Source organism: Campylobacteraceae bacterium, assembly GCA_013215945.1.
In the GTDB taxonomy this organism is placed as follows: domain Bacteria; phylum Campylobacterota; class Campylobacteria; order Campylobacterales; family Arcobacteraceae; genus NORP36.
The window spans coordinates 97,713-117,807 of the sequence record JABSOM010000003.1; the positions used below are offsets into that span (position 1 = coordinate 97,713).

Annotated in this window: 22 protein-coding genes; all 22 read left to right on the forward strand. The window is 26.1% G+C overall.

The window, feature by feature from the left end; translation table 11 throughout:
* Window position 1: 1 nt before the first annotated feature.
* The 22 genes from HRT41_04050 to HRT41_04155 are packed head-to-tail and all read left to right on the forward strand — an operon-like array spanning window position 2 to window position 20,094.
* Complete coding sequence (locus tag HRT41_04050) at window positions 2–1,624, forward strand: hypothetical protein (protein ID NQY23179.1); 1,623 nt, start codon at window positions 2–4, stop codon at window positions 1,622–1,624.
* Window positions 1,621–2,394: a class I SAM-dependent methyltransferase gene (locus tag HRT41_04055; protein ID NQY23180.1), complete on the forward strand. Its 774-nt coding sequence runs from the start codon at window positions 1,621–1,623 to the stop codon at window positions 2,392–2,394. The genes HRT41_04050 and HRT41_04055 overlap by 4 nt, the downstream gene beginning before the upstream one ends.
* Window positions 2,375–2,968, forward strand: coding sequence for an acyltransferase (locus HRT41_04060; protein ID NQY23181.1), 594 nt, complete (start codon window positions 2,375–2,377; stop codon window positions 2,966–2,968). The genes HRT41_04055 and HRT41_04060 overlap by 20 nt, the downstream gene beginning before the upstream one ends.
* The gene (locus HRT41_04065; protein NQY23182.1) at window positions 2,958–4,145 is read left to right on the forward strand and encodes a glycosyltransferase family 4 protein; all 1,188 of its coding nucleotides are present in this window, start codon (window positions 2,958–2,960) and stop codon (window positions 4,143–4,145) included. Before HRT41_04060 ends, HRT41_04065 begins: the two co-directional genes overlap by 11 nt.
* A 3-nt stretch (window positions 4,146–4,148) precedes the next feature.
* On the forward strand, window positions 4,149–5,123 hold the full coding sequence (galE, locus tag HRT41_04070) for a UDP-glucose 4-epimerase GalE (GenBank protein NQY23183.1): 975 nt from the start codon (window positions 4,149–4,151) through the stop codon (window positions 5,121–5,123).
* Window positions 5,120–5,896: a glucose-1-phosphate cytidylyltransferase gene (gene rfbF / locus HRT41_04075; GenBank protein NQY23184.1), complete on the forward strand. Its 777-nt coding sequence runs from the start codon at window positions 5,120–5,122 to the stop codon at window positions 5,894–5,896. Before galE ends, rfbF begins: the two co-directional genes overlap by 4 nt.
* Before the next feature lie 3 nt (window positions 5,897–5,899).
* The gene (locus HRT41_04080) at window positions 5,900–7,363 is read left to right on the forward strand and encodes an MBOAT family protein (GenBank protein NQY23185.1); all 1,464 of its coding nucleotides are present in this window, start codon (window positions 5,900–5,902) and stop codon (window positions 7,361–7,363) included.
* Between the two features lie 2 nt (window positions 7,364–7,365).
* Window positions 7,366–8,445 (forward strand): hypothetical protein, encoded by a 1,080-nt coding sequence (locus HRT41_04085; protein ID NQY23186.1) that lies wholly within the window; start codon window positions 7,366–7,368, stop codon window positions 8,443–8,445.
* Window positions 8,445–9,545 (forward strand): CDP-glucose 4,6-dehydratase, encoded by a 1,101-nt coding sequence (gene rfbG / locus HRT41_04090; GenBank protein NQY23187.1) that lies wholly within the window; start codon window positions 8,445–8,447, stop codon window positions 9,543–9,545. The genes HRT41_04085 and rfbG overlap by 1 nt, the downstream gene beginning before the upstream one ends.
* A complete protein-coding gene (locus tag HRT41_04095; protein ID NQY23188.1) occupies window positions 9,533–9,940 on the forward strand; it encodes a WxcM-like domain-containing protein in 408 nt (135 codons plus the stop codon). Before rfbG ends, HRT41_04095 begins: the two co-directional genes overlap by 13 nt.
* Entirely contained in the window at window positions 9,930–10,856 is a 927-nt protein-coding gene (locus HRT41_04100; protein NQY23189.1) for an NAD(P)-dependent oxidoreductase, read from the forward strand. Before HRT41_04095 ends, HRT41_04100 begins: the two co-directional genes overlap by 11 nt.
* Entirely contained in the window at window positions 10,853–11,746 is an 894-nt protein-coding gene (locus HRT41_04105) for a glycosyltransferase family 2 protein (protein ID NQY23190.1), read from the forward strand. Before HRT41_04100 ends, HRT41_04105 begins: the two co-directional genes overlap by 4 nt.
* Window positions 11,743–12,747 (forward strand): DegT/DnrJ/EryC1/StrS aminotransferase family protein, encoded by a 1,005-nt coding sequence (locus HRT41_04110; GenBank protein NQY23191.1) that lies wholly within the window; start codon window positions 11,743–11,745, stop codon window positions 12,745–12,747. Before HRT41_04105 ends, HRT41_04110 begins: the two co-directional genes overlap by 4 nt.
* Window positions 12,741–13,715 (forward strand): peptidoglycan bridge formation glycyltransferase FemA/FemB family protein, encoded by a 975-nt coding sequence (locus HRT41_04115; protein ID NQY23192.1) that lies wholly within the window; start codon window positions 12,741–12,743, stop codon window positions 13,713–13,715. Before HRT41_04110 ends, HRT41_04115 begins: the two co-directional genes overlap by 7 nt.
* A gap of 13 nt (window positions 13,716–13,728) precedes the next feature.
* Window positions 13,729–14,439: a class I SAM-dependent methyltransferase gene (locus tag HRT41_04120; GenBank protein NQY23193.1), complete on the forward strand. Its 711-nt coding sequence runs from the start codon at window positions 13,729–13,731 to the stop codon at window positions 14,437–14,439.
* Entirely contained in the window at window positions 14,436–15,194 is a 759-nt protein-coding gene (locus HRT41_04125; GenBank protein NQY23194.1) for a polysaccharide deacetylase family protein, read from the forward strand. Before HRT41_04120 ends, HRT41_04125 begins: the two co-directional genes overlap by 4 nt.
* Window positions 15,191–16,276, forward strand: a complete 1,086-nt coding sequence (locus HRT41_04130; protein ID NQY23195.1) for a DegT/DnrJ/EryC1/StrS family aminotransferase — start codon at window positions 15,191–15,193, stop codon at window positions 16,274–16,276. Before HRT41_04125 ends, HRT41_04130 begins: the two co-directional genes overlap by 4 nt.
* Window positions 16,269–16,622, forward strand: a complete 354-nt coding sequence (locus HRT41_04135; GenBank protein NQY23196.1) for a hypothetical protein — start codon at window positions 16,269–16,271, stop codon at window positions 16,620–16,622. The genes HRT41_04130 and HRT41_04135 overlap by 8 nt, the downstream gene beginning before the upstream one ends.
* A complete protein-coding gene (locus HRT41_04140) occupies window positions 16,619–17,569 on the forward strand; it encodes a Gfo/Idh/MocA family oxidoreductase (GenBank protein NQY23197.1) in 951 nt (316 codons plus the stop codon). Before HRT41_04135 ends, HRT41_04140 begins: the two co-directional genes overlap by 4 nt.
* On the forward strand, window positions 17,566–18,525 hold the full coding sequence (locus tag HRT41_04145) for a GDP-mannose 4,6-dehydratase (protein NQY23198.1): 960 nt from the start codon (window positions 17,566–17,568) through the stop codon (window positions 18,523–18,525). The genes HRT41_04140 and HRT41_04145 overlap by 4 nt, the downstream gene beginning before the upstream one ends.
* Window positions 18,522–19,613, forward strand: a complete 1,092-nt coding sequence (locus tag HRT41_04150) for a DegT/DnrJ/EryC1/StrS family aminotransferase (GenBank protein ID NQY23199.1) — start codon at window positions 18,522–18,524, stop codon at window positions 19,611–19,613. Before HRT41_04145 ends, HRT41_04150 begins: the two co-directional genes overlap by 4 nt.
* Window positions 19,603–20,094 (forward strand): acyltransferase, encoded by a 492-nt coding sequence (locus HRT41_04155; protein ID NQY23200.1) that lies wholly within the window; start codon window positions 19,603–19,605, stop codon window positions 20,092–20,094. The genes HRT41_04150 and HRT41_04155 overlap by 11 nt, the downstream gene beginning before the upstream one ends.
* The last annotated feature ends 1 nt before the right edge of the window (window position 20,095 follow it).

Sequence of the window (20,095 nt, forward strand, 5' to 3'; positions counted from 1 at the left end):
AATGAAAAGAAAAGAAATTATAAGAGTTTGTTTTGAATATCAATTAATAAACAGTGATACTTTATTTATAAGTGATTGTATTGAATTTAAAAAATATCAAGAATTTAATGAAAAGCTATTAAAAATAGCTGCTAATTGGTATATGAAAGATGATGTTGATATTACATTATATAAAGGTATTTCTATTGGAAAATCTATTGATTTTGACTTTAGAGCATCAAATGTAACAGAATTACAAGTTTTATTTGTTCTTTTTTCAAATGATAATTTATCAAAAGAAATTAAATTTATAATTAGTGATAACTATGTAATAAAGGACACTCTTGTGTTTCTTCTAAAATTATTAGGAGTAAATTATAGTTTTTTTAAAAGTGATTTAAAAGCTATCTCGATTGTAAATTCTTACAACATTTTTTACAAAGACTCTATTTTTAAAAAAACACTTCGTAATAATATTACATGGAGCAATAATTTTTTTAAAAGAAACAAAAAAGAGAAATCTTTTTTTCAAGGTTATTCTTCTACACAAAAATTAATTTCTTATTTTAATAATGCAATTGTAAGTGATCAGCTATTTGTAAGTATAAATCATATTATGTCAAGTAATAAAACATTATACTTTAATCCAACTATCGTAAATAATAAAAGTAAAAATCTTGTTCTTAATAATTTAGAAGAAAATAATTTTAAAAATAATAATATAGAAGAGATATTAGAAATTATGCTTACTAGGTATTATAATAAGTTAGTAAATAAGGCAATTGCTACAATTGATAATATTGTGATTAAATTTAAACAGTTAAATATTATGAATGTTATACTTATGTGTGAAATCCCTTTAATATCGTCTTTAATTTCTCAAATAATTCATAAAAGACAAGGAAAAGTGTACTTGTTAAATCATGGAGTAAGAGACTTCTCGATTAAGGCAATTATGAATAATATTAATCAACTTGATGGTATTTTCTGTTGGTCAAAATATGAATTGGATTTTTTTAATAAGTATAATAACAGAATTAAAACTATTCCTTGTGGATATCCAATATTTTTGGAAAGAAAAAGAGAAAAAGAAAAAAAACTAAATATAAGTAAAAGTTCTAAGATTTTAATTTTACCAGATTTAAATTTTGAATATTGGGACACAAGTATTAAAAAAGGTTTAGATGATCTATTACTTTTGATAAAAAAGTTAATTAATGTAGGATATAATAGAAATAATATTACTGTAAAAATTCATCCAGGAACAATGAATATTGATTTTTTTTATTATCTTCTTGATGGTCTGCTAGAAGAGAAAAATATATTAAAAGATGGGAATATAAATGAAATCATAGATAAGAATGATTTAGTTATAGGCCCATTTAGTACTGTTTTATATGAATCAATTTTTTTAAATACACCTTATATAGTTTTTGGAAGTTATCTTGAGTTATTTACAGAAAATATATTTTATAACTTGAATATTCCTATTTTTAATTCTAAAACTATTCATGAATTAATAAAATATTTAGATAACTTTGATTATATTGATTTTGATAAGTTAAAAGATAAAATGCTGTATAAGAATAATTATAAAGAAGTATGTTCAATAATTAAAAATGAATTTAATAAGGAGACAAAGTGAGTATGGACATATATAATAATGGTACTTATTTAGAAAACAATAAAACAATACATAGTGAAGATAGTGAGTATAAATTTTCCTATATAAAAAAACTTATTAAAGAGATTGATTTTTCAAATACAACGGTAAAAGTTTTAGATGTTGGAGGCGGAGCAGGTTTAATTGGAAAATTTTTGTGTGAATATATAATTTCTCAAAACAAAACTGTTGAGTTTTATGCCCTAGATCTTTCTCTTAAAATGTTAGAAATTCAAAAAATAAATAATAAGAATATAGTAAAAACCTATGCCCTTCCTCTTGATGAGTTAAATGAAAAAAATTTTGATTTAATCTTAATGATAGATGTTATTGAGCATATACCGAATAAAGAAATTACATCAAAGCTTTTAAATACATTAACTAAAAATATAATTTACAATATACCTTTAGAGCTAAACTTATTCGATAGATTAAGAAATTATTATATGAAAGGTAATTATTATAAAATACAAACTAAAACTATTGGTCATATACATTTTTTTTCATATTTAAGTGCACTAAGATTTGTTGAAAAATATCATAAATTAAAAAAATATTATTTTGCAGATTATTCATCTCATATACTAAGTAGTAGTAGCGAGGAATACATTTCTCAAAAAAACAATAAATTAAGACGGCTAGAGTTAAAAATTTCTAGTTTTTTGTTTAAGTATTTAAAAATATTTTCCCCTTATATAATACAGGGATCACTTTTTATATTGGTGGAAAAAGATGATAAAAAGAGTAGTTGATAAGATAGTACATATTTTCATAAGTATTTACTATAAGAATATACTGAAAAAATGTAAAAAAACTGGAAAAAATACTTATGTAGGATTTGGTACAAAAATCGATTGCCCTGAATGTATAGAAATTGGTGACAATGTATATATAAACAATAATGTGTGGTTAAGCTTATCACGTTTTATTTATGTAAATGGAAAAGTAATTAAAAACATAACTCCTTCTTTAATTATAAAAGAGGGTACTTATATAGGTAGATTTTCATTGATTAGCTGTATAGATGAAGTTTTTATTGGAAAAGACGTAATGATATCTGATAGATGTTATGTAGGAGATATAATACATAATTTCAAAAATAAGAATTTACCTATAATAAAACAAGATATTAGTTCAGGTGGGAAGATAATAATTGGTGATGGCTCTTGGCTAGGAGTAGGAAGTACAATACTTCCAAATGTAAAAATCGGGAAACATTGTATAATAGGGGCAAATTCAGTAGTAACTAAAAATGTACCAGATTATCATATTGTGGCTGGAAATCCAGCTATAATTATTAAAAAGATAGAGTTTGATGAAAAATAAAATATTAATTTTATTAGTCGAAAATTACAGTGCAGGTGGTAGTGATAAGGTTGCTCGTATCTTGTATGAAAATCTATCTTTAAAAAAAATACATTTATTTATTAATAAATCCAATGATACATCTATTTTATTATCTAGTAAATTTAAAGATAATTTTCAAATTACATATTATAATTTGATTACAATTGCAGAACTTGGTAAGTACGCAAATAGTAAGAAAAAATTCTTTTTTCTATATATTTTATTGAAAATATTTAATTTAATAGTTAGGTATCCATTATTTTTCATCTCAATAATATATTTTTATTATAAATTTAAAAAAATAAATGGAGATTTATTTATTTCAAATAATGGAGGTTATCCTGGTGGTGAATATTGTAGAAGTTCAACAATTGCTGCACGTCTAGTAAATTTAAAGTGTTTTCATATAATCCATAGTATTCCAACTTCTGTATTTTTTAAGCCTTTTAAACATATAGAAAGTTTGATTGATAATTTAGTAGATAAAAGTTCTAAAATTTTGTGTGTATCAAATGATATAAAATCTAAACTACAAATAACTAGAAATATTAAACAAAATACAAAAGTAATACATAATGGTATAAAAAAAGAACAATTAAAAAACTATGTTAATACTGACACCTTGAGGTTGTTAAATGTAGCAAGTTTATATTCATTAAAAAATCAAATATTTTTAATTAAAGTAATAAAAAAAATAATAGATTCAGGTTATTTAAATATAGAATTACATTTAGTTGGAAAAGAAGAAGAAGAAGGATACTTAGATAAATTAAAATTATTAGCTAAAGAATACAGGATAGAAGAAAAAATATTTTTTCATGGCTTCACTTGTCCTTACAAATATTATCATGAATGTGATATTTTCGTTCTTAGTTCAAAAACGGAAGGTTTTCCTATGGTGACTCTTGAGTCTATGAGTATAGGAATGCCTGTTATTTCTGTTGACGTTGGTGGAGTGAGAGAACAAATAATTGACAATTACAATGGCTTTTTACTTAATAATTACAATATAAATGATTTTGCGCAAAAAGTGTTGTTTTTTTATTCTAAACGAGAAAATATTGAAATATTAGGGAAAAATGCATATAAGTATTTTCTAGAAAATTTCACTATTGATAAAATGATCGAAAATTATAATAAAGAATTAGGAGAGTAATTAATGAATATTTTGGTAACTGGTGGAGCTGGGTATATAGGTTCACATGTTGTAAAGGACTTATTATTAAATAAAAACAACAATATAATAATTGTAGATAACTTATCAACGGGTACTGTTTCTTCAGTTTTAGGTGCTAAGTTAATTGTTCTGGATTTATTAGATGAAGTTTCCCTTGAAAAAGTTTTTAGAAAATATAATTTTGATATAATTATGCATTTTGCTGCAAGTATTATTGTTTCGGAATCAATTGAGAATCCTTTAGATTATTATACTAATAACAGTTTTACTACGCTAGTATTACTTAAATTAGCAAATAAATATAAGGTTTCAAAATTTATATTTTCATCTACTGCTGCAATATATGGAGAAAGTTTATCTAAAATGGTAAGTGAATCTGAAAAATTATTACCAATTAATCCTTATGGGATGAGTAAGCTTTTTAGTGAAAAGATGATTATTGATAATGCGAAGGTAAATAAAAATTTTAAATTTTGTATTTTAAGATATTTTAATGTTGCAGGAGCAGATATTGGAGGAATTATTGGACAAAGTAAAAAAGAGGGTACACATTTAATAAAAGTGGCTTGCCAAACAGCATTAGGGGAAAGAGAATTTCTCAAAATTTTTGGAAATACTTATAATACAAAAGATGGGACATGTATAAGAGATTATATACATATTAATGATTTATCAGAGGCTCATATTAAGGCCATATCATATTTAGAAAATAATAAAAGTGAAATTTTTAATTGTGGGTATGGAGAAGGGTATAGTGTTTTAGAAGTTATTAATATGATAAAAAAGATAAGTGCAGTTGATTTTGATGTAAAAATAGTGGAAAATAGAAAAGGGGATGTTCCTATCTTAATTGCAAATAATAAAAAAATAAGGAAATTAATGGGATGGACGCCAAAATATAATAATTTAGAATTAATTTGTAAAACAGCTTATGAATGGGAGAAAAAACTAAAATGAAAGTATTATTATTAGCGGGAGGATTTGGAACAAGGTTAAGTGAAGAAACTGATATCAGGCCAAAACCTATGGTAGAAATTGGAGGAAAACCGATTCTTTGGCATATTATGAAAATATATTCAACTTATGGTTTTAATGAATTTGTTGTATTACTTGGATACAAAGGGTATTCTATAAAAGAATATTTTGCAAATTATTTTCTTCATCAAAGTGATGTTTCAATTGATATGTCTAATGGTAAAATGGAAGTGTTGAATAATTCTAGTGAACCTTGGAAAGTTACCCTTCTGGATACGGGATTAAACTCTATGACAGGAGGACGAATTAAAAGAGCTCAGAATCTTATAGGTGATGAAGCTTTTATGCTTACTTATGGAGATGGAGTTTCGGATATAAATATTAAAGGATTATTAGAATTTCACAAATCTCATGGGAAAGCAATGACCATGACATCCTCTCAACCAGAAGGAAGATTTGGTGCATTAAATATTTCAGAAAACAATCAAGTTTGTGAATTTAAAGAAAAACCAAAAGGTGATGGTAATTGGATAAATGCTGGATTTTTTGTTTGTGAATCAAAAGTATTTGATTATATAAAAGATGGTGATAGTACAATCTTTGAACAAAAACCATTACAAGACTTAGCTCATGATGGAGAAATATTTACGTATAAACATAAAGGCTTTTGGAAACCAATGGATAGCTTAAAAGATAAAAATGATCTCAATGAGTTATGGCATAATAATAAGGCACCATGGAAAATTTGGGAATAATAAATGTTATTTAATAGTTATGAATTTATATTTATTTTTTTACCCTTAATATTTTTTATTTATTTTTATTTAAATAGTAAAAGATTAACTCATGCAAGTAAGGCTTTTTTAGTTTTATCTTCTTTGTTTTTTTATTCTTGGTGGAATATTATATATTTGCCCTTAATATTAATTTCTATGTTATTTAATTATTCACTTGGAAATAGTTTATCTAATTATAAGAATAATAAGAAAAGATTTACTAAAAAGTCTATTTTATCTTTTGGGATTGTTCTAAATATTGTTCTTTTGGGATACTTTAAATATTCTGATTTTTTTATTGCTAATTTTAATTTATTAACAGAATCAAATGCTGATTTGTTAAATCTTGCACTTCCTCTTGCAATATCATTTTTTACCTTTCAGCAAATTGCATATTTAGTTGATTCTTATAAAGAAGAAACAAAAGAGTATGACTTTTTAAATTATGCAATATTTGTTACTTTTTTCCCACAGTTGATAGCAGGACCTATTGTTCATCATAAAGAGATGATGCCTCAATTTGATATACTAAAAAATAAAGTAAAAAACTATAAAAATATTTCATTAGGTCTTTTTATTTTTTCTATTGGATTATTCAAAAAAGTGGTTATAGCAGATTATTTTGCAGTTGCCGCTACAAATGGTTTTGATTATTCGTTAATATTGTCCTTTTTTGAAGCCTGGGCAACTTCTCTTTCTTACACCTTTCAATTGTATTTTGATTTCTCTGGATACACAGATATGGCAATTGGCGCTGCTTTATTATTTAATATTAAACTTCCTGTAAATTTCAATTCACCGTATAAAGCATTAAGTATACAAGATTTTTGGAGAAGATGGCATATTACATTATCTAGATTTTTAAGAGATTACATATATATACCTCTTGGCGGAAATAAAAGAGGTAAATACAGAACATATACTAATTTAATGGCAACTTTTATTCTTGGTGGATTCTGGCATGGAGCTGGGTGGACATTTATTTTTTGGGGGTTTCTACATGGTTTTGCTCTTTCACTTAACCGAATATGGCAAAATACAGGATATAAACTATGGACTTGGTTTGCATGGCTTTTAACTTTTAATTTTTTAAATATTTCATGGATATTTTTTAGAGCAAAAGAGTGGGAAGATGCTCTTAAAGTTTTGACTGGAATGTTCGGACTTTCGGGAATTGTTTTGCCCTTATCATTAAAAAACAAATTATTATTTTTAGAACAATATGGTGTTAGTTTTGGCGGACTTACTGTAAATATACAAGTAAATATTTATTTATTCTTATGGATTATTATAGCAGTTTTCTTAGTTTTATTTTTTAGAAATGCAAATGAATTAGCTTTAAAATATTTAAATAAAAAATATAGTTATTTATTTATATCTGTACTAATTTTTTATTCTATATTAAAATTAAGTGGCTATTCTGAATTTCTATATTTTAGGTTTTGAGTATGAATTATTATAAAAACTGGATAAAAAATTTTTTTATATTACTTTTTCTTCTAATCTTTTGTTTAATGCTTTTTAATTATAGGATTGACAGTGCAGGAATTTTTAAAGAACTAACATATCTAAAAAATGTAGCTAATTATTTACTTGATAATAAAACTATTGCAGGTTTAAAAAACTACAATGAGCACAAACTTAATGAATTCCTTATTGTAAATCGAAAGAACAAAATTGATACTATTGCCCTTGGCTCTTCAAGAATAATGTTATTACGAAAGACTCATCTGAGTTTGGAGGGAAGACCTTTTTTTAATCATGGTTTAAGTGGAGCAGTTATTGAAGATTATATAGCGATATTAGGTATTTACAAAAAGAAAAAAGGGTATATACCTAAAAATGTAATTATATCTGTAGATCCTTGGATTTTTAATGTAAATAATGATAATTTAAATTGGAAAAGGTTGATAAATTATTATTCATATCTATTTAAAAAGATTAGAAACACTGAGTATGAAAATTCTACGTCTATTAATAAAAAGTATTTACAATTGATTAATTATGAATATAGTATAAGTAATATTGATAAAATATATAGCAATAAAATTGATTATTATATTACTGATAGTGTAAATATTGATGATAGTCTTATTTCTTCTGATGGAAGTATTTATTACCCTTTTGATGTTAGATATCCAAATATTGATGATATTAAAAAGAATGCTATAAATGCTGGAACATACAACGTTTATAGATTTAAATACTTTAATAAAATGAGTAATAAAAAACTATTTAAAAGTTTGATTTATTATTTAAAAGAGAATAATATAAATGTAACATTTGTTTTATTTCCATATAATCCAATTACCTATGATTTATTAATAAACAATCCTAAGTATGATATTATTGTTGATGTTGAAGATTTTTTAATTGATTATGCGAAAAAAGAAAATATTCAGCTATTAGGCTCTTACAATCCGTATATAAATGATTTTAAAGTAAATGATTTTTCAGATGGTATGCATTCATTAGAAAGTGTTGTAAAAGATCTATTTAGTAACTATAAAAAAGGTAAAGTAAAATAATGTTTAATAATATTTATAATAATAAAAAGGTTTTAATTACTGGACATACTGGGTTTAAAGGTACGTGGTTGACTACATGGCTTCTTAAATTGGGTGCTAATATTATTGGTATTTCTAAGGATACCCCTAGTAAACCTTCAATGTTTGAAGAACTAGATCTAAAAAATAAAATAATTCATCATGTTGAAGACATAAGAAATTTAGATTCAATTCAAAAAATTATCAAAAATGAAAAACCTGATTTTCTATTTCATCTTGCAGCTCAAGCAATAGTTTCAACTTCCTATAATAATCCTATTGAAACAATTTCAACAAATGTGATGGGCACTGCAAATATATTAGAAGCTTTAAAAATTTTGAACATCAAATGTACAGTTATAATCATTACAAGTGATAAAGCTTATGATAATGTTGAACAAGTTTGGGGCTATAAAGAAAATGATAAAATGGGTGGTAAAGATATATATAGTGGATCTAAGGGAGCTGCAGAACTTATTATAAAATCATATTACCACTCATTTTTTAAAAGTAAAAGCTCAAATATTAAAATTGCAATTGGGAGAGCTGGGAACGTTATAGGCGGCGGCGATTGGGCAAAAGACAGAATTGTAGTAGATTGTATGAAAGCTTGGTCTCAAGGTACTGTAGTTGAGATAAGAGCGCCAAAAGCAACTAGACCATGGCAACATGTTTTAGAACCTTTAAGTGGATATTTGAATTTAGGACAAGTTTTATATGAGGGTGATTCATTTCATGGAGAATCATTTAATTTTGGCCCAAGAGCGGAACAAAACCACACTGTAAAACAATTACTCAAAGATTTAAGCGTATATTGGGATTTTACTAATGTAAATGATGCATATAAAATAATAGGAAATATTCCTTTTCATGAAGCAGGATTATTAAAATTAAATTGTGATAAGGCATTATTTTTTATGAAGTGGCAGGCAAACTTAAAGTATAAGGATACGATTCGATTTACAAGTGAGTGGTATTTTGATTTTTATAGAACAGATATAAATATTTTTGATAAAACAATAGAACAAATTAATGAGTATGAAGATATGGCTAAAGAGAAAGAGTTGTCTTGGACGGAGTAGTTTTAACGCCACTTAAACAAATCTATAATCCCAAGGGTAATATCTTTCATGCAATGAAGAAAAGTGATTGTGGATATGAAGGCTTTGGTGAGGCTTATTTTTCAACTATTTACAAAGATGATATAAAAGGTTGGAAAAAGCATACGGAAATGACTTTAAATTTAATTGTCCCTGTTGGTTCGATTGAATTTGTGATGTATGATGAAAACACAAAAGAATTTTTCAGTGTTTTACTTTCAGAACATAATTATCAAAGACTGACGGTTGGCCCAAATTTATGGATGTCATTTAGGGGATGTGAAGAAAACAATATGTTGTTAAATCTAGCATCTATAGAGCATAATCCATCGGAATCGATTACTAAAGAATTTAAAGATATATTCTATGAGTGGTAAAGTTCTTATTACTGGAGGACTTGGGAATTTGGGCTCAAATATCACACAAGAGTTTTCTAAGTGCGGATATGATGTTTATGTGCTTACACTTAAAGAGAAATGTAAATTACTAAATTCAGTTTATACAGTTATCGAAGCAGATATTAGTGACTTAGAGAATTTAAAAATAAAATTAGATATAGAATTTGATTACTGTGTACATTTAGCAAGTTTTAATGAAACTTTTAAAGAGAATTACCCTAGAAAAGCTTTAACGGTAAATAGCCTTGGTACAAGAAACTTACTAGAAGTATTAGCAGGAAAAAACCTTAAAAGATTTATCTATTTTAGCACATTTCATGTATATGGGGCTAATGATGGGCTAGTTAATGAATTAAGTGCATTAAATCCAAAAAATGATTATGCTTCTACTCATCTGTTCGCTGAATATTATGTAAAACAGTTTGGGGTGATGAGTGGATTGAACTATACAATTTTTAGACTTTCAAATTGTTACGGTGCCCCTTTGTTTAAGAATACAAATAAGTGGTATCTTATCTTAAATGATTTAGTTAGATCTGCTTATGAAAATCATAAGATTATAATTAAAAGTAATGGGAAAATAAGTAAAGATTTTATTTGGATGCAAGATGTAGTAAGTATAACTCACCAAGCACTAAAATTAAGAAAAAATGGTATATATAATTTATCTTCAAACAAAAGTTATCAGCTAATAGAGATTGCAAATATGATAAAATTTGAATATGAAAAAAGATATAATAAAACTATAAGAATAAAAATAAATAAAGATGATAAAACTGAATATAAAAATTTAGTTGTTAGTAATAGTAAATTAAGGAATGAATTAGACATTGAATTACACGAGATGTTCAGTGTTGAAATTAATAAGATATTTAACCTATTGGAGTGTCGATGAAGTTTTCTGTAGTGATACCAACTTATAATAGAGAAAAAGAACTAGTTAGATGTTTAGATTCTGTTATGAATCAAACATATAAAGATTTTGAAGTGATTGTAGTAGATAATGGTTCAATAGATAATACAAAAGAGTTAGTGCAAACATACATGATTGAGAATAGTTGTGTTAAATATATTTGGCAAGAAAATAGTGGATCTCCTGCTGGTAGTAGAAATACTGGTATTAGTAATTCTGCTAATGACTGGATAGCTTTTTTGGACTCTGATGACTATTGGTATGATTCAAAACTTCAAGAGGTTGCAGATGTGATTAATGGTTGTGATGATAATATAATTGGTGTTAGTCATTATGAGAAGAAAGAGGTTGATGGAAAATTAACAGTTACTTTAGAACATGGAAGTGCCCTATCTTTTAATCCTTATGAAGAATTATTATTTAATGGCAACTGTTTATCTACTTCTGCAATGGTTGTAAGAAAAGACAAGTTAATCGAATTAAATATGTTTGATACAAGAAAAGATTATTTTGCAGTTGAGGATTACGATTTATGGATGAGGTTATCGCGAATAGGTAGCTTTATATACATTAAAAAAACCTTAGGTGTATTTTGTATTTCTGATACTAATATGTCTGGAAATATTGATTTGATTAATAATAATTTGAAAACACTTATTTACAATCATATTGAGAATTTAGACATAAATTCTAAAGACATATTGAAAAAAGAGCATGGTGCAAGAATAGAATATTATAAAGGTAGAACATATCAAATAAATGGAGATTTTAAAAAAGCCATCTCTATACTTATAGGTTCAATACAAGAATACCCATGGAGTATCAAAAAATATATATCATTAGTATTTGCTATTTTAAGTATGAGACGATGACACCATTTGATAATCAGTTTTCTAAAAGTACAGTTAATTTAAATGATATTTATCTTACCTCAAATATTTATTTGTACCCATACGCAAGATATGCATTTTTAGAACTACTAGAAAAGCTTACTATAAAATCTATTTATTTACCATCCTTTATATGTAGTGATATTTTAGCACCTATAAACCAATTAGGTATTCAATATATTTTTTATGAGGTAGACAAAGATTTAAATCCTATATTGGAAGATATTAAATGCGATTCAATTTTGAGTGTCAATTATTTTGGATTTTCTTCAGATGTTGATGTATTTAATAAATATAAGAAAAAGTATGATGCAGTGTTTATAGAAGATAATGCACATGGCTTTTTAAGTCAAGACGCTAATGGCTTATTGTTAGGTACGCGAGGTGATTTTGGGTTATTAAGTATACGAAAAACAATTTTTTTACCAAATGGTGCTGCTCTATTAGTAAATAATAAAAAGTACAACAATATAAAATTCTCTAGTAATAACTTTAAGATTTCCTCTGAGGATTTGCAATATCGTAAAAAATTAGTTTTAAAAAAATTATTCATAATTAAGTATATAGGAATATGTTTTGTATTACTTAGAAGAATTATAAGATATGTAAGAAATGGATCATATCACCCTTTCCCTGATATGGAAAGTGAATTTAAATTACCCTCAAATCGGTTTATAACACCAATTTTGAAGGATCATAATTTAAATATTGATATAGATTTTGAGAGAAAAAGGAGGCAACAAATGTTTGAAATGATTCAAAAATGGGCATTAATGTTCAGTGTGAAGCCTATATCTAATTTGTATGACAATGTAATACCTTATGAATTTGCTTTTATTGATAATGGAAATTACAAAGAGTTTGAAAAATATCTATTTTTAAAAGGGTTTTTTATACTACCATGGCCAAATCTTCCTGCTGAAGTTTCCAAAAAAAAACATGAATTTTATAAAGATGTAAAGGTGGTTCCTTTTTTATGGTAGAAGTAAAAGTTATAGAAGATAAAAATGAATGGAATAGTAAGTTAAAGAAAACTATAAATTATAATGTATTTTCAACTTATGAATGGGGAGAATATAAAAGAGCTAATTGGGAGATAGAGAGATTAGCATTTTACAAAAGTGGAAATTTTTTGGGACAATGTCAATTTTTACTGAAAAAAAAATTTGGATTTTTAATTTCCTGGAATAGTGGCGGTTTAAATTTAGTAGATTATAAATTTATAGATTCAATTGTTGAAGCTATAAAAAATTATTATAAATATTATAAATATAATATTAGATTTAATTTTTATGATAAAAACTCTGGAGAAACACTATTTAAAATTTTATATTCTTTAAAAGAAGTAGACTCCAAAATTAATAGTGGATTCAGCATAGTTCATTCTTTAAAGAGTAATATTGATTTAGTAAAGTCTATGAGTTCTAATCACAGGTATTATTATAAAAAGTCATGTAAAAATCCTTTAGAAGTTAGATTTAATTCTGAAAATAGAATAAAAGATTTTATTTATCTTCATAATCAAATGACCACACTAAAAAAATTATCACACTTAAAGATTACTGAGGAGAATATTGATATATTAGCAAAAAACTTTAAGGAAAATTTTTTAATTGAGTCAGTCTATTTTAACAATAAAATTGTTGCAAGTTGTATTATCCTTATTTTTGAAGATTATGCATTTTATTATTTGGCAGCAAGTAATGAAGAGGGAAGAAGATTATTTGCATCCTATTTTATGGTTAAAGAGTTATTTGAGTATTTAATTACTAAAGACATAGTAAAATTTGATTTTGCAGGAATTACGCCATATGAAATAAATGCTAGTGGCGTAAATAAGTTTAAGATTGGATTCGGTGGTGAAATAACGAAATATGTTGGTGAATATGAGTTGTTTAATAATAAGATAACTAATACATTATTTAATAAACTTATAAGTTTTATTAAATAATAAGGATTAATAAATGTCAAAATTTAAAGAAATTGCAAATACTAAAAACCATGATGAATACAAGAATAATCAAGATATCTTTTCTCATACAGCAGATGAAAGTTCTTCCCAAAATATGGTTGATTCATATCTTGTTTTATTGTATAAAATAATTGGATTCAACTTGGCTAGTAACAATAAATGTATAGATGTAGGATGTGGAGCAGGATATATTGCAGGTGCATTTAATCGAGTAAAAATAAATATGGATGCATTAGAATATTCTGATGATGCAATAAAAATATTAAAAGAAAATAATTCAAGTTTAAATATTATACAAGGTGACATGCTTAAATTTAAAGAAGATAATAAATATGATCTAATATTTTCTAGAGAAGTTTATCTAATTACTAGGGTTAACTCCTTTACTGAACAGTATCAAGTTATCTCGAATATGATTGATAGTTTAAAGCCAGGCGGAGTCTTTATGTTAGTAGGTAGTGATATTTCATTTCCTCATTGTATGGATTATAACTTAATGATTAATATATACAGAAAAGACGATAGATTGTGCCTTGTTAGTGAAAAATATTATGAAGTTATTTTTAATAAATTGCATAAGTATATTTTCAATAAATTGTCATACAAAGTGCTAAAACTTATATTTTTTCCTTTAATTTGGTATAAAAAAAAGTATAAAAAATGGGCGAGTCAATATATTATCGTATTTAAAAAGAAAAAATGAAACAAATAATTAAAACTTCATTATCAAAATTATATTATAACTTATATTATAGATATAAAAAAGAAATAGGGAATAGAATTATTCTTTATCATTCTGTTGGTTCTACTTTATCACATGATACATATGGAATTTCAATTTCAAAAAAAAGATTTTTAGAACATATTATCTTCTTAAAAGATAATTACAAGATAATAGCAATTGATGATAAATATCAAAATAATTTAACTGAAAATAGTATCTCAATAACTTTTGATGATGGTTATAAAGATAATTTATACGCTTTGGAATTATGCGAAAAATACAATATTCCATTTACGCTATATATATCGACAGGGTTCATAGGGAAAAAAGACTATTTAACGAAAAGTGAAATAGAAATTTTTTCTAAAAGTAATTTTTGTAGATTAGGTGCACATAGTGTTTCACATCCTCATCTGTCTCAATTGTCTTATTCTGATCAATTTAATGAGTTAAACGATAGTAAGAATAGACTTGAAGACATAGTTTCATATGAAATAAATGAGATGAGTTACCCTCATGGTTCATACAATGAGAATACAATTAAAATTATAGATAAATTAGGTTATAATGTCATTTCCTCAAGCCATATAGGTTTAAATACAATTCAAAACTTAGACTTAAAAAGATTAAAACGAGTTGAAATTATTAGCAGTGATAATTTATTGAAATTAGAACAAAAAATATTAGGTTATTATGATTATTTAGCGTTAAAAGAAAATAAGGGATGTATGTGAAAATTAATTTTATAAATTTACAAAGTCAATACAAACAGTATAAAGTAGAAATCGATAAAGAAATACAAGATGTATTAGATACATCATCATATATAATGGGAGATAAAGTTTCTTTTTTAGAAAAGAATTTAGCAAAATTTGTTGGTGTTAAACATGCAATTACTTGCAGTAGTGGAACGGATGCTCTTATCTTAGCATTAATGGCCATTGATATCAAACCAGGTGATGAAATTATAACAACTCCTTTTACTTTTATAGCAAGTGCTGAAACAATTGCCTTTTTGGGAGCAATCCCTGTTTTTGTTGATATTGATGAGAAAACATATAATATAGATGTGAATAAAATTGAAGAAAAAATTACTTCTAAAACCAAAGCTATTATTCCCGTATCTTTATTTGGGCAAACCTCTGATATGGATAAGATAAATAAAATAGCAAAAATAAATAATTTAAAAGTGATTGAAGATGGGGCCCAAAGTTTTGGAGCAGAATATAAAAAGAAAAAGTCGTGTAACCTAAGTGATATTGGGACAACATCATTTTTTCCTGCAAAACCATTAGGCTGCTATGGTGATGGTGGCGCAGTGTTTACAAATGATGATAAATTGGCAAAGAAGATAAGAATTATCCTAAATCATGGTCAAACAAAGAAATACGTTCATAGTCATATTGGTATTAATGGAAGACTTGATACTATTCAGGCTGGAGTATTGAATGTTAAACTTAAGTATTATGAGAAAGAGTTAAATAAAAGAAATGAAATAGCAGAAATTTATAATAAAAACTTGAAAAATATTATCCTACCTTTTGTATCAAACAACGCAACATCAGTGTGGGCTCAGTACTGTGTAAGAGTTAAAAATAGAGAGTCTGTAATAGAAAAATGCTCAAATAAAAATGTACCAATAGGAGTCTATTATCCAATACCATTACATCTTCAAGAAGTATTTAAGTATTTAGCTTATGAAGAAGGAGATTTTCCTATAACAGAAAAAATTTCAAAGGAAATAATAGCTCTCCCTATGTCTGCATTTTTAACTCAAGAGGAACAAGATTACATTATAAAGGTAATAAATGAATAACGTTTTTATTCATCCAACAGCAAATGTTTCGAAAAAAGTAATAATCAGAAAAGGTACAAAAAATTGGATAAATTCGCAAATAAGAGTGAGTAGCGAAATAGGTGAAAATTGTGTTATTTCAAAAGACACCTATATAGATTCTCATGTACTTATAGGGAATAATTGTAAAATTAATAATAGTGTTTCTGTTTATTATGGAGTAACAATAGAAGATGATATTTTTGTTGGCCAAAATGCATTTTTTACTAATGATAAATTATCTAGAGCATTTGAAGAGGACTGGAAAATCACGCCAACTTTGATTAAAAAAGGTGATAAAGTGACAAATAAAGAAGAATGTAAATGAAAAATACTTTAAAAATAGGTTTAATTGGGCTTGGTAAGATGGGACAAAATCATTTGAGGGTTTTGTCAATGTTAAAAGCAGTTGACTTACAGTTCATATTTGATTTCGATATTGACGTAATGAATAAATTATCAAAAGAATACGATGTAAAAGCTTCTAGAATATTGGAAGATGATTTGCAAAATGTTGATGCAGTGGTTATTGTCACACCTACTTTCACTCACTATGAATATATTTTGAATGTTAGTAAATATGTAAAGAACATTTTTGTAGAAAAACCTTTGACGGATAAACTATCTACAACAAGTGAAATTATGAAATTAGCACATGACCAAAGTTTAAATATTCAAATAGGTTTTATTGAACGGTTCAATCCTGCTATTATTGAATTAAAAAAAGTATTAGAACATTCTAATAATATTATAAATATTGATTTTGAAAGAACTAATAAAGTAAGTAGTAGAATTACAGATGTTGATGTTATAACAGACTTGATGATACATGATATTGACCTAGCTCTTTTTTTGAATGGTGATTTTAAAAGTGTCCAATCTTATGGCGTTATAGAAAATAATATGATTGCATTTGCTCGCGCAACTATAAAACATAAAAATGGAGTTTATTCAAATATTACAGCAAGTAGAATAACAGAAAAAAGAATTAGACAAGTGAGTGCTACATGTGAGGATATGTATGTTGATTGTAATTTATTAAAAAAAGAAATATTAGTTAATAAGCAAACTGTAAAACAAAACTATGAAAATATTTCTTTGATGTCAATTGAGGAGTCAATTAATGTCTCTCCTCAAGAAGCTTTATTAAATGAACATATTGGATTTTTAAAATTTTGTTTGGAGAATAATCAGAACGTTCCAAAGGTACAAGATGCCTACGCTGCAATGAAAATTGCAAGTATTATTCAAGACCAAATTTGGAGCACTCAATGAGACCCACAATAAAAAATAGCACAATTTTAGTTACTGGTGGAGCAGGATTTATTGGTAGTCATTTAGTTGATAAATTAATATTAGAAGGAGCTAAAAAACTTATTGTAATAGATAATATGTTCTTAGGAAGTGAAGAAAACTTAAAAAATGCTATTTTATGTGGAGCTGTTTTATATAAAGATGATATTGAAATTAGCTCGTCATTGGATTATATATTCAATAAATATGATATAGATATTGTTTTTAATTGTGCCACTAAAGCCTTAAATTATTCATTTGTTAATCCTAAAAATGCATTTAATACGAATGTTAATGGCATCTTAAATATATTAGAACATCAGAGAAATGGTAGTTTTAAAACACTTGTCCATTTTTCAACATCAGAAGTTTATGGTACCGCGGTATATGAGCCAATGGATGAGTCTCATCCCATAAAGCCTACAACAACATATGCTGCAGGAAAAGCTGCTGCTGATTTAGCTGTTATGAGTTATCTTAACATGTTTGAATTAGATGCTTTTATTGTTAGACCTTTTAACAATTATGGTCCAAGACAAAACTATAAAGGATACCTATCTGGTATTATTCCAATTACGTGCTGGAGAATAATGAATGATATAAATCCCGAAATACATGGTACTGGTCTACAAAGTAGAGACTTTATTTATGTTCTTGATACTGTTGATGCTATTATAAAATTATATTATAAAATGAAGACTGGAGGCAGTATAAATATTTCAACAGATGGCCAAATTACAATGAAAGATGTAGTATCAAAGATTGTGAAACAAATGGATTATAAAGAGAAAATACTGCAAAAGGCCGCTAGGGGAGCAGATGTTGAATGTCATAATGCAAGTAATGAAAAAATAAAATCTATGATTGACTATCGATTGACGTCTTTTGAAAATGGCCTCGAGAAAACGATTAAATGGTATATGGAAAATATCAAATGATAAGGCTAATTAAACCATATATAAATTTCGATGAAGTTAAAAGTGAGTTTCAGGATATATTTGAAAGTGGATGGTTTACAAAAGGTAAATTTGTAGAAGAATTTAAACATGAGATTAAATCATATACTGGGTCGAATCACGCATTTTTAACTACTTCAGCGACTACAGCGTTAACAATGTCTTTAAAAATACTAAATATTAAAAAAGGTGATGAAGTTATTGTTTCTGATTTTTCATTTCCTGCCACTGCAAATGTTATTGAGGATTTAGAAGCTATACCTATCTTCTGTGATGTATCACTAGAAACGTTTAATATGAAGCCTAATGACTTTGAAAAAAAAATTACTTCAAAAACTAAAGCAGTTATTTTTGTTGATGCATTAGGTAACCCCAGTGGAATCGGAGAGATTAAAAATATTTGTAAGAAATATAACTTACCATTAATTGAAGATGCCGCTTGTTCAATTGGAAGTAGTGAGAATAATATTAAATGTGGGAATATTGCAGATTTAACTTGTTTTAGTTTTCACCCCCGGAAACTACTGACTACTGGAGAAGGTGGTGCAATTACTACAAACAATAAAAAATATGCGGAGTTATTAGATATTAAATTAAATCATGGAGCTGTTATAAATGATGGAAAATTTGATTTTGTAGATTATGGTTATAACTATAGAATGTCAGAACTGCAGGCTGTTATGGGAATAAAACAGTTGAAAAAACTAGATATTATTCTAAAATCAAGAAATAATATACGTGATCTGTTTATTGTAGAACTCCAAAAAATTGGCTTTAGTGAACAAAAATTAAATAAAAATGTTGTTTACAATGTGCAATCATTAGTTTTTAAAGTTCCGCAAGACATTAATAGGGATAATTTAATAAAACATTTAAAAATTAATGATATAGAAACTACAATTGGAACATATAGTTTGAGTAGCGCTACTTATTATTATAATAAGTATCAGAGTATTCAAGAAAATTCATATTACCTAGAAAATAATACTATTACATTTCCTTGTTATGAAAATTTAGATACAAAAAGAATTTTTGATGTAATAGTTGGATACGTAAATAATGTTAGATAGAATTATAGATTTCTTTTATAAAAAAAGAGAAGAAGTTAATAAAAAATATGACAGAGTTTTACCTTTTGGTGAGAATATAAATGATCGGTGGGAGAAAGCCAAGTATTTAAATTTTAGTGAGAACACGAGTGTCTACGATTCCTCTCTAGTTCTCGGGGATATTCGAGTTGGTAAAGAATGTTGGATAGGTCCATTTACGATTCTTGATGGATCAGGTGGAAGCCTAATAATTGGAGATAATTGTGATATTTCTGCCGGCGTTCAGATCTATACACATGATACATCAAATAAGATAGTTTCTAAAAATGAAATAACAAAAGCACCTGTCTCAATAGGTAATAATTGTTATATAGGCCCTAATGTAGTTATATCAAAAGGAATAAGAATAGGTAATAATGTAGTCATTGGTGCTAATAGTTTAGTTAATCTAGATATACCATCTAATAACAAAGTACATGGTACACCAGAAAAGCTATACTAAA